The organism is Streptomyces niveiscabiei, from assembly GCF_033794345.1.
GTDB lineage: Bacteria > Actinomycetota > Actinomycetes > Streptomycetales > Streptomycetaceae > Streptomyces > Streptomyces niveiscabiei.
This window is the reverse complement of the sequence record NZ_JARAYJ010000010.1, coordinates 1-14,254: the sequence shown is the minus strand read 5'-3', so window position 1 is coordinate 14,254 and position 14,254 is coordinate 1. Positions and strand designations below refer to the sequence as shown.

General features: G+C 70.5%; 14 protein-coding genes and 1 pseudogene. 11 read left to right on the top strand and 4 right to left on the bottom strand.

Going from position 1 to position 14,254, the window contains the following annotated elements; all coding sequences use genetic code 11:
• Positions 1–206 precede the first annotated feature (206 nt).
• The 11 genes from rpsB to PV682_RS16010 all read left to right on the top strand — a co-directional run bounded on the left by rpsB (position 207) and on the right by PV682_RS16010 (position 10,891).
• Positions 207–1,100, top strand: coding sequence for a 30S ribosomal protein S2 (rpsB, locus tag PV682_RS16060; RefSeq protein ID WP_319730248.1), 894 nt, complete (start codon positions 207–209; stop codon positions 1,098–1,100).
• Between the two features lie 138 nt (positions 1,101–1,238).
• Positions 1,239–2,075, top strand: coding sequence for a translation elongation factor Ts (gene tsf / locus PV682_RS16055; RefSeq protein ID WP_319730246.1), 837 nt, complete (start codon positions 1,239–1,241; stop codon positions 2,073–2,075).
• 161 nt (positions 2,076–2,236) lie between these two features.
• Positions 2,237–2,986 carry a UMP kinase gene (gene pyrH / locus PV682_RS16050; protein WP_055720510.1) on the top strand — a complete coding sequence of 250 codons (750 nt, stop codon included), beginning with the start codon at positions 2,237–2,239 and terminating at the stop codon, positions 2,984–2,986.
• A gap of 118 nt (positions 2,987–3,104) precedes the next feature.
• Positions 3,105–3,662 (top strand): ribosome recycling factor, encoded by a 558-nt coding sequence (frr, locus tag PV682_RS16045; protein WP_055720515.1) that lies wholly within the window; start codon positions 3,105–3,107, stop codon positions 3,660–3,662.
• Positions 3,662–4,693 (top strand): phosphatidate cytidylyltransferase, encoded by a 1,032-nt coding sequence (locus PV682_RS16040; RefSeq protein WP_319730242.1) that lies wholly within the window; start codon positions 3,662–3,664, stop codon positions 4,691–4,693. Before frr ends, PV682_RS16040 begins: the two co-directional genes overlap by 1 nt.
• Positions 4,694–4,757: 64 nt before the next feature.
• Positions 4,758–4,937, top strand: a complete 180-nt coding sequence (locus tag PV682_RS16035; RefSeq protein ID WP_319730240.1) for a hypothetical protein — start codon at positions 4,758–4,760, stop codon at positions 4,935–4,937.
• A gap of 179 nt (positions 4,938–5,116) precedes the next feature.
• Entirely contained in the window at positions 5,117–6,229 is a 1,113-nt protein-coding gene (gene rlmN / locus PV682_RS16030) for a 23S rRNA (adenine(2503)-C(2))-methyltransferase RlmN (protein WP_319730237.1), read from the top strand.
• Positions 6,230–6,399: 170 nt separating this feature from the next.
• Positions 6,400–7,443, top strand: coding sequence for a thiamine ABC transporter substrate-binding protein (locus PV682_RS16025; RefSeq protein WP_319730618.1), 1,044 nt, complete (start codon positions 6,400–6,402; stop codon positions 7,441–7,443).
• Positions 7,444–7,457: 14 nt separating this feature from the next.
• The gene (locus tag PV682_RS16020) at positions 7,458–9,059 is read left to right on the top strand and encodes an ABC transporter permease (protein WP_319730234.1); all 1,602 of its coding nucleotides are present in this window, start codon (positions 7,458–7,460) and stop codon (positions 9,057–9,059) included.
• A gap of 23 nt (positions 9,060–9,082) precedes the next feature.
• Complete coding sequence (locus PV682_RS16015) at positions 9,083–10,108, top strand: ABC transporter ATP-binding protein (RefSeq protein ID WP_319730231.1); 1,026 nt, start codon at positions 9,083–9,085, stop codon at positions 10,106–10,108.
• A 9-nt stretch (positions 10,109–10,117) separates the two neighbouring features.
• Positions 10,118–10,891 carry a maleylpyruvate isomerase family mycothiol-dependent enzyme gene (locus PV682_RS16010; RefSeq protein WP_319730228.1) on the top strand — a complete coding sequence of 258 codons (774 nt, stop codon included), beginning with the start codon at positions 10,118–10,120 and terminating at the stop codon, positions 10,889–10,891.
• Positions 10,892–10,960: 69 nt separating this feature from the next.
• Here PV682_RS16010 and PV682_RS16005 read toward each other — a convergent pair whose 3' ends face one another.
• From PV682_RS16005 to PV682_RS15990, 4 genes and pseudogenes are all read right to left on the bottom strand, one after another.
• Positions 10,961–11,653 carry an LAETG motif-containing sortase-dependent surface protein gene (locus PV682_RS16005; RefSeq protein WP_319730227.1) on the bottom strand — a complete coding sequence of 231 codons (693 nt, stop codon included), beginning with the start codon at positions 11,651–11,653 and terminating at the stop codon, positions 10,961–10,963.
• A 156-nt stretch (positions 11,654–11,809) separates the two neighbouring features.
• Positions 11,810–12,952 (bottom strand): LOG family protein, encoded by a 1,143-nt coding sequence (locus PV682_RS16000; RefSeq protein ID WP_319730225.1) that lies wholly within the window; start codon positions 12,950–12,952, stop codon positions 11,810–11,812.
• A 23-nt stretch (positions 12,953–12,975) separates the two neighbouring features.
• A complete protein-coding gene (locus tag PV682_RS15995; RefSeq protein ID WP_319730224.1) occupies positions 12,976–13,398 on the bottom strand; it encodes a VOC family protein in 423 nt (140 codons plus the stop codon).
• A gap of 113 nt (positions 13,399–13,511) precedes the next feature.
• Positions 13,512–14,254 (bottom strand): annotated as a pseudogene (locus tag PV682_RS15990) (hypothetical protein); the annotation flags it as partial.

Below are 14,254 nucleotides of genomic sequence, written 5' to 3'. Positions count from 1 at the left end.
ACAGCGGCGTCATCCGGGGGTGTACGCGTCCCGTACACTTTTAGCGGCGATCCGGGTCACCGGGTCGACTTCGCACGCCCCGGTACGGGGCCGGAAACGGTCCGTACTCTGCGCCTCTCGGTCCTCGTGGCTCGGCGCATCGCGGGCGTCAGGCGCGGGAACCGTCCGGTTTCCGCGGCACAACCGAGAAAACTAGGAGTGCGGCCATGGCCGTCGTCACGATGCGGGAGCTGCTGGAGAGCGGCGTCCACTTCGGTCACCAGACCCGTCGCTGGAACCCGAAGATGAAGCGCTTCATCTTCACCGAGCGCAACGGCATCTACATCATCGACCTGCTCCAGTCGCTGTCGTACATCGACCGCGCCTACGAGTTCGTCAAGGAGACCGTCGCCCACGGCGGCACGGTCATGTTCGTCGGCACGAAGAAGCAGGCGCAGGAGGCCATCGCCGAGCAGGCGACCCGCGTCGGCATGCCGTACGTCAACCAGCGCTGGCTGGGCGGCATGCTCACCAACTTCTCGACCGTCTACAAGCGCCTCCAGCGTCTGAAGGAGCTTGAGCTCATCGACTTCGAGGACGTCGCCGCGTCCGGTCTCACCAAGAAGGAACTCCTCGTGCTCTCGCGCGAGAAGGCCAAGCTGGAGAAGACCCTCGGCGGTATCCGCGAGATGTCCAAGGTTCCCAGCGCCGTCTGGATCGTGGACACCAAGAAGGAGCACATCGCCGTCGGCGAGGCGCGCAAGCTGAACATCCCGGTCGTCGCGATCCTCGACACCAACTGCGACCCCGACGAGGTCGACTACAAGATCCCGGGCAACGACGACGCGATCCGCTCCGTCACCCTGCTCACCCGCGTCATCGCCGACGCCGTCGCCGAGGGCCTCATCTCCCGTTCCGGCGTCAACACCGGCGACAAGGGTGACAAGGCCGCCGCCGAGCCGCTCGCCGCCTGGGAGCGCGACCTGCTCGAGGGCGAGAAGAAGGCCGACGAGGCGCCCGCCGCCGAGACCCCCGCCGCCGAGGCTCCGGCCGAGGAGGCCCCGGTCGCCGAGGCCGCCGCCGAGGTCGAGGCCCCGGCCGCCGAGGCCGAGCAGGCCTGATCCGCCACCGTCAGCGTTGACGGCGGGGGCGACGACATCCGAGTCGCCCCCGCCGTTCACCCGCAGGTCCCGCGCCACCGCTACACGTAGGCCGGGACCGGGTAGATCTTCCAGACTTCGAGAAAGACTTAACGACTCATGGCGAACTACACCGCCGCCGACGTCAAGAAGCTCCGCGAGCTCACCGGTGCCGGCATGATGGACTGCAAGAAGGCCCTGGACGAGGCCGACGGCAACGTCGAGAAGGCCGTCGAGGCGCTGCGCATCAAGGGCCAGAAGGGCGTCGCCAAGCGCGAGGGCCGCTCCGCCGAGAACGGCGCCGTGGTCTCGATCATCGCGGACGACAACTCCTCCGGCGTCCTCGTCGAGCTGAAGTGCGAGACCGACTTCGTCGCCAAGGGCGAGAAGTTCCAGGCCGTCGCGCAGCAGATCGCCGAGCACGTCGTCAAGACGTCCCCGGCCGACCTCGCCGCCCTGCTCGGCTCCGAGATCGAGGCCGGCAAGACCGTCCAGGCGTTCGTCGACGAGGCCAACGCCAACCTCGGCGAGAAGATCGTCCTCGACCGCTTCGCGCAGTACAGCGACGGCTTCGTCCTCGCGTACATGCACCGCACGATGCCCGACCTGCCGCCGCAGATCGGTGTCCTCGTCGAGCTGGACAAGCCGAACGCCGAGGTCGCCAAGGGCGTCGCGCAGCACATCGCCGCGTTCGCGCCGAAGTACCTCACCAAGGACGACGTCCCGGCCGAGATCGTCGAGTCGGAGCGCCGTATCGCCGAGGAGACCACCCGCGCCGAGGGCAAGCCCGAGGCCGCGATCGCCAAGATCGTCGAGGGTCGCGTGAACGGCTTCTTCAAGGACGCCACGCTGCTCGGCCAGCCCTACGCGCTGGACAACAAGAAGTCCGTCCAGAAGGTCCTGGACGAGGCCGGTGTCACCCTGAAGCGCTTCACGCGCATCAAGGTCGGCATCTGAGTCCGTACCGCGACGAGCACCCGATCCCGATAAGGTCGGGTGCGCGTGACGGACGACCGCAGATCTGACAAGGAGGCCATTGCCGCGCACGGGTTGCGAACACATCCCACCGGCAGTGGCCTTCTTCGTATGTGCACCACGTGAAAGAGACGGGATCACCCATGACCCAGAAGAGCGACGACGGCAAGGTACGCGGCCGGTTCATGCTGAAGCTGTCCGGCGAGGCGTTCGCCGGTGGCGGCGGCCTGGGTGTGGACCCCGACGTGGTGCACAAGATCGCCCGTGAGATCGCCGCGGTCGTCCGCGACGGCGCGCAGATCGCCGTCGTCATCGGCGGCGGCAACTTCTTCCGGGGCGCCGAACTCCAGGTCCGCGGCATGGACCGGGCCCGCTCGGACTACATGGGCATGCTCGGCACCGTCATGAACTGCCTCGCCCTCCAGGACTTCCTGGAGAAGGAGGGCATCGACAGCCGGGTCCAGACCGCCATCACGATGGGCCAGGTCGCCGAGCCGTACATCCCGCTGCGCGCCGTGCGCCACCTGGAGAAGGGCCGCGTCGTCATCTTCGGCGCGGGCATGGGCATGCCGTACTTCTCCACCGACACCACCGCCGCCCAGCGCGCCCTGGAGATCGACGCCGAGGCGCTCCTCATGGGCAAGAACGGCGTCGACGGGGTCTACGACTCCGACCCGAAGACCAACCCGGACGCGGTCAAGTTCGACGCGCTCGGCTACGGCGACGTCATCACCCGCGACCTCAAGGTCGCCGACGCCACCGCCATCACGCTGTGCCGCGACAACAAGCTGCCCATCCTCGTCTTCGAGCTGCTGGCCGAGGGCAATATCGCGCGCGCCGTCAAGGGTGAGAAGATCGGCACTCTGGTGGGTGACCAGGACACCCGGGCCTGACCGGGGGATGGACAATGTCCTGCCGGTCGGGAACCGTGCAGGAAGAAGACGCGACGCAGCCGGCCGCCGCCGACAGGCACCCGCAGCCGGGCCTACTCAAGACACGCAGGAGCAAGTGGTGATCGAAGAGACCCTCCTCGAAGCCGAGGAGAAGATGGAGAAGGCCGTCGTGGTCGCCAAGGAGGACTTCGCCGCGATCCGCACCGGCCGTGCGCACCCGGCGATGTTCAACAAGATCGTGGCCGAGTACTACGGGGCACCGACGCCGATCAACCAGCTGGCCTCGTTCTCCGTGCCGGAGCCGCGCATGGCCGTCGTCACCCCGTTCGACAAGACGGCGCTGCGCAACATCGAGCAGGCGATCCGGGACTCCGACCTCGGGGTCAACCCCAGCAACGACGGCAACATCATCCGCGTCAACTTCCCCGAGTTGACCGAGGAGCGGCGCCGCGACTACATCAAGGTCGCGCGCGGCAAGGCCGAGGACTCCCGGGTCTCCATCCGCGCCGTGCGCCGCAAGGCCAAGGACACCCTCGACAAGCTCGTCAAGGACAAGGAGTCCGGCGAGGACGAGGTCCGCCGCGCGGAGAAGGAGCTCGACGACCTGACCGCGAAGTACGTCGCTCAGGTGGACGAGCTGCTCAAGCACAAAGAAGCGGAGCTGCTCGAAGTCTGATGAACGACTCTTCCTGGGGGGCGCCGCCACAGTCCGGGCAGGCCGGGTATTGGGGGGGCGCTCCGGCGGGTCCCGCGTACGATGCGCCGCAGGCGCAGCAGACTCGCCCCATGCCCATCGTGCCCCACGACGAGAACCCGTCGGCGCAGCCCCAGGCGGCGGTGCCGCAGAATCCGGAGCCCATGGCCGACGAGCGGCAGCCCGCGCCGCAGAAGAAGAGCGCGGGGCGTGATCTGGGCGCGGCCATAGGGGTCGGGGTCGGACTCGGGGTGGTGATCGTCGCCTCGCTGTTCATCGTCAAGGCCGTGTTCGTCGGGGTGATAGCGGTCGCCGTCGTCGTCGGGCTGTGGGAGCTGACCAGTCGGCTCCAGGAACGCAAGGGGATCAAGGCGCCGCTGGTGCCGCTCGCCGTCGGCGGTGCGGCGATGGTCGTCGCCGGGTACGTACGGGGGCCCGAGGGGGCCTGGGTCGCCATGGCGCTCACGGCCCTCGCGGTGCTGGTCTGGCGGATGACGGAACCTCCCGAGGGATACCTCAAGGACGTCACCGCCGGGGTCTTCGCCGCGTTCTACGTGCCCTTCCTGGCCACGTTCGTCGCGCTGATGCTCACCGCCGGCGACGGGCACCGCCGGGTGCTCGTCTTCCTGGTCCTGACGGTCGTCAGCGACACGGGGGCGTACGCCGTCGGCTGGCGCTTCGGCAAGCACAAGCTCGCGCCCCGCATCAGCCCCGGCAAGACCCGCGAGGGCCTGTTCGGAGCGGTCACGTTCGCCATGGTCGCGGGCGCCCTGCTCATGCAGTACGTCATCGAGGACGGCACCTGGTGGCAGGGCCTCCTCCTCGGCCTCGCGGTCGCCGCGAGTGCGACGCTGGGTGACCTGGGCGAGTCGATGATCAAGCGGGACCTGGGCATCAAGGACATGGGCACGCTTCTGCCGGGCCATGGCGGCATCATGGACCGGCTGGACTCCCTGCTGCCGACGGCGCCGGTGGTGTGGTCGTTGCTGGTGTTGTTCGTCGGCTCCGGCTGACCCCTCGCGATGCGTGGAGCCCTCGCCCTTCCCGGGCGGGGGCTCTTTGCGTAGGGTGCCGCGCATGGCGTGGGGGAGACGGGGGTACGGGGAGCTGCCGTGCGAGTACTGCGGTGAGCCCGTCCCGCAGAACGGGCGGCGGTTCCGGAAGAGGTACTGCGGGTGGAAGCACCGGAGGAAGGCGTCGCGGCTCAGGCGGGTCTTCGATCTGATCGACGGCCTGATCGACTTGGTCACGAGCTGAGGCACTCTCCCGCGTCTGCGACACTGGAAGGGCTCGTGGCATCAGGCCGCGGGCTCTTCGTTCGTCCCCGCGGCTCTGCGGGGTGGTCCGGTGAGGTCTCCTGGCCTGGGCATGGCCCAGCCGTCGTACCCGCTGACGCGGGGGTGCCGGACCGTGTCGTCTTGAGGAGTTGTACGACCGTGGCACGTCCAGTTCCCGGCGAGCTGACGTTCGCCGCCCCCCGCGGAGCCCAGAAGCCGCCGCGGCATCTTGCCGACCTCTCGCCCGCCGAGCGGAAAGCGGCCGTCGCGGAGATCGGGGAGAAGCCGTTTCGCGCGAAGCAGCTTTCGCAGCACTACTTCGCGCGGTACGCGCACGACCCGGCGGAGTGGACCGATATTCCGGCGGGGTCTCGGGGGAAGCTTCAGGAAGCGCTGTTTCCTGAGCTGATGAGTGTCGTGCGGCATCTGTCCACCGACGAGGGGGCCACCCGCAAGACGCTGTGGCGGATGTTCGACGGGACGCTCGTCGAGTCGGTGCTGATGCGGTACCCGGACCGGGTGACGATGTGCATCAGCTCGCAGGCCGGGTGCGGGATGAACTGCCCGTTCTGCGCGACGGGGCAGGCAGGGCTGGACCGGAACCTGTCCACCGCCGAGATCGTGCACCAGATCGTGGACGGGATGCGGGCACTCCGGGACGGAGAGGTGCCCGGAGGGCCGGCGCGGCTGTCCAACATCGTCTTCATGGGGATGGGCGAGCCGCTCGCCAACTACAAGCGCGTCGTCGGTGCCATTCGCGCGCTCACCGACCCGAACCCCGACGGGCTCGGGCTCTCGCAGCGCGGGATCACCGTGTCGACCGTCGGGCTCGTCCCGGCGATCAACCGGTTCGCGGACGAGGGGCTCAAGTGCCGGCTCGCGATCTCGCTGCACGCGCCCGACGACGAGCTGCGCGACACCCTCGTACCCGTCAACACCCGGTGGAAGGTCCGCGAGGTGCTGGACGCCGGGTTCGAGTACGTGGAGAAGTCGGGGCGGCGGCTGTCGATCGAGTACGCGCTGATCCGGGACATCAACGACCAGGGGTGGCGCGGGGACCGGCTGGGGCGGCTGCTGCGGGGGAAGCCCGTGCACGTCAATCTGATCCCGCTCAATCCGACGCCGGGGTCGAAGTGGACCGCGTCGCGGCCCGAGGACGAGAAGGCGTTCGTGGAGGCCATCGCGGCGCACGGCGTGCCGGTCACCGTCCGGGACACCCGGGGGCAGGAGATCGACGGGGCGTGTGGACAGCTCGCCGCTACCGAACGGTAAGCTCGTAGTCGTACAGTCATGTAGCAGTCATATATCCGACAGGGGAGCGCGACAGCGCTGAGAGTGCGGCGAACGGGCCGCAGACCCTCTGAACCTCGCCCAGGTCATTCTGGGTAGGAAGTTCGGTCATCACCGTGAAGAAGTTCGTCGTCGTCGCCGTGGGTCTCGGCATGGTCGCGCTGTCCGCGTGCGGATCATCGTCCGAGGGGTCTGATAATCAGACCTCCTCCGGCTCCAAGACCGTCACCCTCGTCAGCCACAGCTCGTGGGCCGTCTCCAAGCCCGTCCTCGCCGCCTTCGAGAAGACCTCCGGCTACCAGGTCAAGGTCCTGACCGACGGCGACGCCGGGCAGGCCGTCAACAAGGCGATCCTGACGAAGGACAACCCGCAGGGCGACGTCTTCTTCGGCGTCGACAACACCCTCCTGTCCCGCGCCCTCGACAACGGCCTCTTCCAGCCGTACGAGGCGAAGGGCCTCGCGCAGGTCGGCGAGGAGTTCCAGCTCGACGCCGGAAAGCACCGGGTCACGCCCATCGACTACGGCGACATCTGCGTCAACTACGACAAGAAGTACTTCGCCGACCACAAGCTCGCGCCGCCGGCGTCGTACGACGACCTGATCAAGCCCGAGTACAAGAACCTGCTGGTCACCGAGAACGTCTCCACCTCCTCCCCGGGCCTGGGCTTCCTGCTGGGGACGGCCGCGAAGTACGGGGACGACGGCTGGCAGGGCTACTGGAAGAAGCTGAAGGCGAACGGCGTCGAGGTCGTCGACGGCTGGGACCAGGCGTACAACGAGGCGTTCTCGGGGTCGGCCGGCGGCAGGAAGGCCAAGGGGGACCGGCCGCTCGTCGTGTCGTACGCCTCCTCCCCGCCCGCCGAGGTGATCTACGCCGACCCGAAGCCGGCGACCGCGCCGACCGGGGTCGCCGAGGGCACCTGTTTCCGGCAGGTCGAGTTCGCCGGGCTGCTCAGCAACGCGAAGAACACGGCGGGCGGCAAGGCGCTGATCGACTTCCTGATCGGCCGGGAGTTCCAGCAGGACATGCCGCTGAACATGTTCGTGTACCCGGTGCTTCAAGGGGCCGCCGTCCCGGCCGAGTTCACGAAGTTCGGCCCCGCCGCGAAGTCCCCCGCGACCATGGCCCCGGCGAAGATCGCCGCCGAGCGTGACGACTGGGTCAAGACGTGGGCCTCTCTCGTCCTCAAGTAGTCCGGCTGGGCCTGATGGCCCTGCCGCTCGCGTTCTTCGGGATCTTCTTCGCCTACCCGGTCGTCGCGATCCTGCTGCGCGGCCTGCACGCGGACGGCACCTGGCACCTCGGCCGGCTGGGGGACGTCCTCGGCCAGTCCGACATCCGGCACGTCCTGTGGTTCACGACCTGGCAGGCCCTCGCGTCCACCGCGCTGACCCTGCTGATCGCCCTGCCGGGCGCGTACGTCTTCGCCCGCCTCGACTTCCCCGGCCGCGGCGTGCTGCGCGCGGTCGTCACCGTCCCGTTCGTGCTGCCGACGGTCGTCGTCGGTACGGCGTTCCTGGCGCTCGTGGGCCGGGGCGGCCTCACCGACGAGCTGTGGGGCGTACGGCTGGACACGACCGTGTGGGCGATCCTGCTGGCGCACGTCTTCTTCAACTACGCGGTCGTCGTGCGGACCGTCGGCGGGCTCTGGGCCCAGCTCGACCCGCGGCAGGAGGAGGCGGCGCGGGTGCTGGGGGCGTCGCGGCTGCGGGCGTTCGCCGGAGTCACGCTGCCCGCGCTCGGGCCGGCCGTCGCGGCTGCCGCGCTGATGGTGTTCCTGTTCACGTTCACGTCGTTCGGGGTCGTGCAGATCCTCGGCGGGCCGACGTTCTCGACCCTGGAGGTCGAGATCTACCGGCAGACGTCCGAGATCTTCGACCTGTCGACGGCCGCTGTGCTTACGGTCGTCCAGTTCGCGGCGGTGGGGGCGATCCTCGCCGTGCACGCGTGGACCGTACGGCGGCGGGAGAGCGCGCTGCGGCTGGTGGACGCGTCGCTGACGGCGCGCAGGCCGCGCGGCCTCGGCCAATGGGCGCTGCTGGCCGGGGTGTTGATGACGATCGCCCTCCTTCTTGTCCTCCCCCTCGCCGTCCTGGTCCAACGCTCCCTCGGGGGAACGGACTTCGCGTACTACCGGGCGCTCACCTCCGACGACGGGAACGTCTTCCTGGTGCCGCCGATCGAGGCGATCGGCAACTCGCTGGAGTACGCGGTCGTCGCGACCGGGATCGCCGTGCTGATCGGGGGACTCGCCGCCGCCGCGCTCGCCCGGCGTGACGCGGGGCGGCTGGTGCGGGGGTTCGACGCGCTGCTGATGCTGCCGCTCGGGGTGTCGGCGGTGACCGTCGGGTTCGGGTTCCTGATCTCGCTCGACGAACCGCCGCTGGATCTGCGGAGTTCGTGGCTGCTGGTGCCGCTCGCGCAGGCGCTCGTGGGGGTGCCGTTCGTGGTGCGGACGATGCTGCCGGTGCTGCGGGCGGTGGACCAGCGGCTGCGGGAGGCCGCCGCCGTGCTCGGGGCGTCGCCGTGGCGGGTGTGGCGGGAGGTCGATCTCCCTTTGGTGCGGCGGGCGTTGCTCGTCGCCGCCGGGTTCGCGTTCGCCGTGTCGCTCGGGGAGTTCGGGGCGACCGTGTTCATCGCGCGGCCCGACAACCCCACGCTGCCCGTCGCCGTGGCGCGGCTGCTGGGGCGGGCCGGGGAGCTCAACTACGGGCAGGCGATGGCCCTTTCGACGATCCTGATGCTGGTGTGCGCGGTGGCTCTGCTGGTGCTGGAGCGGCTGCGGACCGAGCGGAGCGGGGAGCTGTGATGCTTCGGAACGGGGAGTTCTAGGTGCTGAGGCTTGAGGGCGCGACCGTGCGGTTCGGGGGGCGGGCCGTGCTGGACGCCGTCGATCTGGAGGTCGGGGAGCACGAGGTGGTGTGTGTGCTCGGGCCCAGCGGGAGCGGGAAGTCGACGTTGCTGCGGGTGGTCGCCGGGCTTCAGTCCCTCGACGCCGGGCGGGTGTCGCTCGGGGGGAAGGACCAGGGCGGGGTGCCGGCGCATCGGCGGGAAGTGGGGCTGATGTTCCAGGACCATCAGCTGTTTCCGCAGCGGGATGTCGCCGGGAACGTCGCGTTCGGGCTGCGGATGCATGGTGCCTCGCGGGGGGAACAGGCGTCGCGGGTCGAGGAGTTGCTCGACCTCGTCGGGCTGCCGGGGGCCGGGCGGCGGGCCGTCGGGGCGTTGTCCGGGGGCGAGCAGCAGCGGGTCGCGCTGGCGCGGGCGCTGGCTCCTCGGCCACGGCTGCTCATGCTGGACGAGCCGTTGGGGCAGCTGGACCGGTCGCTGCGGGAGCGGCTCGTCGTCGAACTGCGGGAGCTGTTCGGGGGGTTGGGGACGACCGTGCTCGCCGTCACGCACGACCAGGGGGAGGCGTTCGCCCTCGCCGACCGGGTCGTCGTGATGCGGGACGGGCGGATCGCCCAGTCCGGTACGCCGCTCGACGTGTGGCAGCGGCCCGCCGACGCGTTCGTCGCGCGGTTCCTCGGCTTCGAGAACGTCGTACCGGCTTCCGTCGAGGGGGAGTTCGCGCTCACGCCGTGGGGGAAGGTGCCGGTGCCCGCCGGGTCGGCGCAGGGGGAGCGGGACGTGCTGGTGCGGGCCGCCGGGGTGCGGATCGGGGAGGGGCCGCGGTGCGTCGTCGTCGGACGGACGTTCAAGGGGACGCACGTTTCGGTGCAGTTGGCACCCGAGGGGGACGCGCCCCGGCTGGAGGCGGCGGTGGCGCTGCGGGAGGCTCCGGGGGTCGGGGATGTCGTCGGAGTGGGGTTCGACGCGGCCGAAGTGGTCGTTCTCGGCGGGGACGAATCGGTCTAGCGTCGAGGCATGACGCTTCTTTCGCACGACCGTTACTGCGACGAGATCGCCCTGCGGGTCGGGGAGTTGAGGGCCGTGGCCGGGTCCGGGGTGGACCTCGGGGCCGCCGTGCCGACCTGTCCGGAGTGGTCCGTCGAGGATCTGCTGCGGCATGTCGGGGGCGCGCTCGGGTGGGTCGAGCGGATGGTGCGGACACGGTCCGAGGAACGGCTGCCCGAGGTCGCCGCGCCCGAGTTCGCGGGCGACGCCGGGGCGCTCGGGGCGTGGCTGGAGGAGACCGGGCGCGGGGTCGTGGCGGCGCTGCGGGACGCCGGGGCGAAGGCGCGGGTGTGGGCCTGGGCGGACCGGTGGGACGCCGGGTTCTGGGCGCGGCGTATGGCGCACGAACTGACCGTGCACGGCGCCGACGCGGCGTTCGCCGCCGGGGTGCCGTACGGCGTCGTGCCCGAGGTCGCCGCCGACACGCTCGACGAGTGGCTGGAGATCGTCGTGTGGGTGCAGCGGAACATGCCGCACATCGCCGCCGAGGAACTGCGGGAGGCGGCCTCGCGGGGGAGCCTGCATCTGCACGCGACCGATGTGCCGGGGGCCGAGTGGATCGTGGAGTGGGGGGCCGACGGGGTGACCTGGCGGCGGGGGCACGAGAAGGCGGACGTGGTGATGCGGGGGCCGCTCGCCGACGTGATGCTCGCGTTCTACCGGCGGCTGCCGTTGGACGCGGTGGACGTGGTGGGGGAGCGGCGGGTGCTGGAGTACTGGCTGGAGCGGGCGAGCATGGGGTGAGGCGGAGGGGGCGGCAACTGTGGGGACGGGCCCGCCACTCGAGCGGCGGGCCCGTCGACATGCCTGGCGTCAGCGGTTGCTGCTGCCCTTCCTGCGCATGCCGAAGAAGATCGCGCCGCCGCCGATGACGACCAGGACCGCGGCGATGCCGGCGATCAGGCCGGTGTTGGAGTTCGCGCCGGTCTCCGCGAGGTGGGAGTCGCCGACCGCGGGCGTGGGGGCGTTGTTCGCGGGGGCGGGCGGGGTGCTGCTGTCGCCGGGGGTGGGCGACGGCTGCGGGGTGGACGGGGACGCGGAGGGGGACGGGCTCGGGGAGGCGTCCGACTCCGAGGGGGACGGCGACGGGGAGGGCGACTCCTCCGCCTTGCACGCCTTGGAGGGCGTCGTGAGGTTGGGGCTGATGTCCTCGTTCACGAGGTCGCCGGCCTTGACGTGGACGCGGTACTCCGCGTTCGGCTTCCAGTCCTCGGTGAAGGTGACGGTCGTGCCGGTCAGGCTGCCCTTCACCGGCTGCTCTCCGACCTTGCGGAGGTCGCTGCCGTTGTTCTCCAGGTAGACGGTGACCGTGGCGGTCACCCCCGTGGCGTCCACGTCCTTGACGGTGATGACGCCCTTGTCGCCGTCGCAGGACGCGGCGGCGGAGAAGTCCTGGATGGTGCAGGCGAGTGCGCTCGTGGACGCGGAGAGGACGACGGCCGCGGAAGCGGCGGCTACGCCGAGCATTCGAGCCGAACGAGCGGCGGTGCGGCGGGATATGGACACGTTTGTCCTTTGCGGGAGGCACAACTGCGGGGGGCTGTAGGGGGGATGAGCCCGCGCGGGGCGCATCAGCATCCCCTTGAGGCTCACAGGTGTATAAGCGCGCCATAAGAAGTGTCAACGCGCGCATCCCATTTGACCCACGGCTTTGCTCGCTTATTAATTACCCGCGCGTTTCAAAGCTCCCGGCGCGTCCTCGATACGGTCCACGAGCGTGATCCGCGCCGCCATCGCCCTGTCCTTCGCCAGCGCCTCCAACAGCGGCCAGGCGGGCAGGCGCCTGGTCCAGTGCGCCTCGTCGACCAGCACCATCGGCCTCGGCTCACCCCGCGACTCGTAGTAGTTCGGCGTCGAGTTGTCGAAGATCTCCTGTACGGTCCCGGCGGCGCCCGGCAGGAACACCACGCCCGCCGTGCAGCGCGCCAACAGGCCGTCCTCGCGGGTGGCGTTGGAGAAGTACTTCGCCGTGTGAGCGGCGAACGCGTTCGGCGGCTCGTGGCCGTAGAACCAGGTCGGGATGCCCACCGACGGCCCACCGCCGGGGTACCGGCCCCGTACCTCGAACGCCGCCGACGCCCACTCGGTCACCGACGGGGTGAACGTCGGTGCCTTCGCCAGGAGTTGGAGCGCCTCCTCCAGCATGGCGTCCTCGAACGGGGCCGCGTACGCGCCCAGGTTCGCCGCCTCCATCGCGCCCGGGCCGCCGCCCGTCGCGACGGTCAGGCCCGCTCGGGCCAGCGTGCGGCCCAGGCGCGCGGCGCCGGCGTACTCGTCCGTGCCGCGCGCCATCGCGTGGCCCCCCATCACTCCCACCACCCTTGCGCCGACGAGGAGTTCGTCCAGGGCGTCCGAGACGGCGTCGTCGTGCACCGAGCGGAGCATCGACGCGAAGATGTCGCCGTCCGCCTTCGTCTGCTGGAACCACGCGTACGTCCGGGCGTCGGGGGTGTGCTCGTAGCCGTCCGCCAAGCCCTCGAACAGCTCGTCCGGGGTGTACAGGAGGCCCCGGTACGGGTCGAACGGGAGGCCAGGGACCGGGGGGAACACCAGGGCGCCCGCCGACCTCACGTGCGCGTCCGCCTCCGGGGTCATCGGGCAGCCCAGGAAGACGGCGCCGGTCGCGTCGGCCGTCAGGAGCGCCGGCGTACGCGCCGTCAGGTCCACCGCCTGGACGCGGTATCTCGCCAGGGTGCCGGACTCGGCGATCACCTCGTCGAACTCCGCCAGGGATTCGATCTCGCGGTCGCGTACGCCGTCGTACGGCTGGGCGCTGTCGTACTGATGGGCGGGTGTCTGGTCCACCCGCCCATGCTAGGCAGGTCTCGTCAGCCCTCGATCGCCGACGGGTCCATCCAGATGACCTCCCACGTGTGGCCGTCCAGGTCGTCGAAGGCCCTGCCGTACATGAAGCCCTCCATGTCCTGGGGGTCCCTCGGCTCCGTCGCGCCCAGTTCCAGGGCCCGGTCCACCAGGGTGTCCACGGCGGCGCGGCTCTCCGCGCTCAGCGCGAGCATGACCTCGCTGGTCTTCGTGGCGTCCGCGATCTCCTTCTTCGTGAACGTCGCGTAGAACGGCTTCGCCAGGAGCATCGCCACGATCGTGTCGCTGATCACCACCGAGGCCGCGTTGTCGTCGCTGAACTGGGGGTTCAGGGCGTAGCCCAGGCCCGTGAAGAACTCCTTCGACGCGGCGAGGTCCGCCACGGGGAGGTTGATGAAGATCATCTGCTGGTACGCGGGGGTGGTCATCTCGGGGTCTCCATCGGTGTCGGTCCGTCGTGTTCGGTAGGTAGACCCCGGGGGTGCGGGTTACTCATCGGTGGTCCGGGATTTTTTTCGTACGAATTTTCAGGGGGCCGGGTTCAGGTCGCGAGGGGGAGGGTGGCCAGTTGGGCCACCGCGAGGGTGAGGGGGGCGAAGACCAGGAGGAGGGCGGCTGTGCGTACGGCTGCCGCCGTGCGGAGCGTCTTCGCCGGGGCGCCCAGTCTCAGGAGGGCCGCTGTCGTGTCCGCCCTCGACTGGCGGGACTCCACGGCCGCGGTGAGGAGGGTGCCCAGGGCGCAGCCGGTGACCAGCAGGACGCCCAGGGTGGAGAGGGGGCCGGTCGGTCTGTCGCCGTTCAGGGTGGCCATCGTGTAGGCGCCGGAGAGGACCGCGCACAGGATGCCCAGGGGGCGGCCGATTCTCGCCGACTCCTCCATGAGGCCCCTGCCCGCGAGGAGGCGCAGGGCTCCGGGGCGGAAGGTCTGGAGGAGTCTGCCGCAGAGGTGGGTGAGGCCGGGGCCCGCCAGGGCCAGGCCCAGGGCGGTGAGGGTCCAGCCGAGGAGGACCGCGGCGGGGCCCGTGGGGAGGCCGGCGGGGAGGGTGAGGGGGGTGGAGGTGGTGCGGGCCGCGTACGCCTCCACGGCCAGGCCGGCCGCGAGGGTGGCCGCGCCCCAGGGGAGGGCTGTGGGGGAGGGGGTGTGGGTGGGTGCGGGTGTGTGGGGGGCTGAGGTAGGGGCGTTGTCGCTTGCCCGCGCTTGCGGGGTGCCGCTGCGCCCACCCGTGCCGCCCCTAGCGGCACGACTGCCCGCAGCTACGGCAGGGGGGTGGAGTGGGTGCGGGG

Bases quoted from the DNA above. Each gene is read 5' to 3' on its own strand.
- rpsB (WP_319730248.1), top strand. From the start codon at position 207: ATGGCCGTCGTCACGATGCGGGAGCTGCTGGAGAGCGGCGTCCACTTC.
- PV682_RS15995 (WP_319730224.1), bottom strand. From the start codon at position 13,398: ATGACCACCCCCGCGTACCAGCAGATGATCTTCATCAACCTCCCCGTG.
- PV682_RS16035 (WP_319730240.1), top strand. From the start codon at position 4,758: ATGGCGTGGGGGAGACGGGGGTACGGGGAGCTGCCGTGCGAGTACTGC.
- PV682_RS16040 (WP_319730242.1), top strand. From the start codon at position 3,662: ATGAACGACTCTTCCTGGGGGGCGCCGCCACAGTCCGGGCAGGCCGGG.
- tsf (WP_319730246.1), top strand. From the start codon at position 1,239: ATGGCGAACTACACCGCCGCCGACGTCAAGAAGCTCCGCGAGCTCACC.
- pyrH (WP_055720510.1), top strand. From the start codon at position 2,237: ATGACCCAGAAGAGCGACGACGGCAAGGTACGCGGCCGGTTCATGCTG.
- PV682_RS16010 (WP_319730228.1), top strand. From the start codon at position 10,118: ATGACGCTTCTTTCGCACGACCGTTACTGCGACGAGATCGCCCTGCGG.
- PV682_RS16025 (WP_319730618.1), top strand. From the start codon at position 6,400: ATGGTCGCGCTGTCCGCGTGCGGATCATCGTCCGAGGGGTCTGATAAT.
- PV682_RS16020 (WP_319730234.1), top strand. From the start codon at position 7,458: ATGGCCCTGCCGCTCGCGTTCTTCGGGATCTTCTTCGCCTACCCGGTC.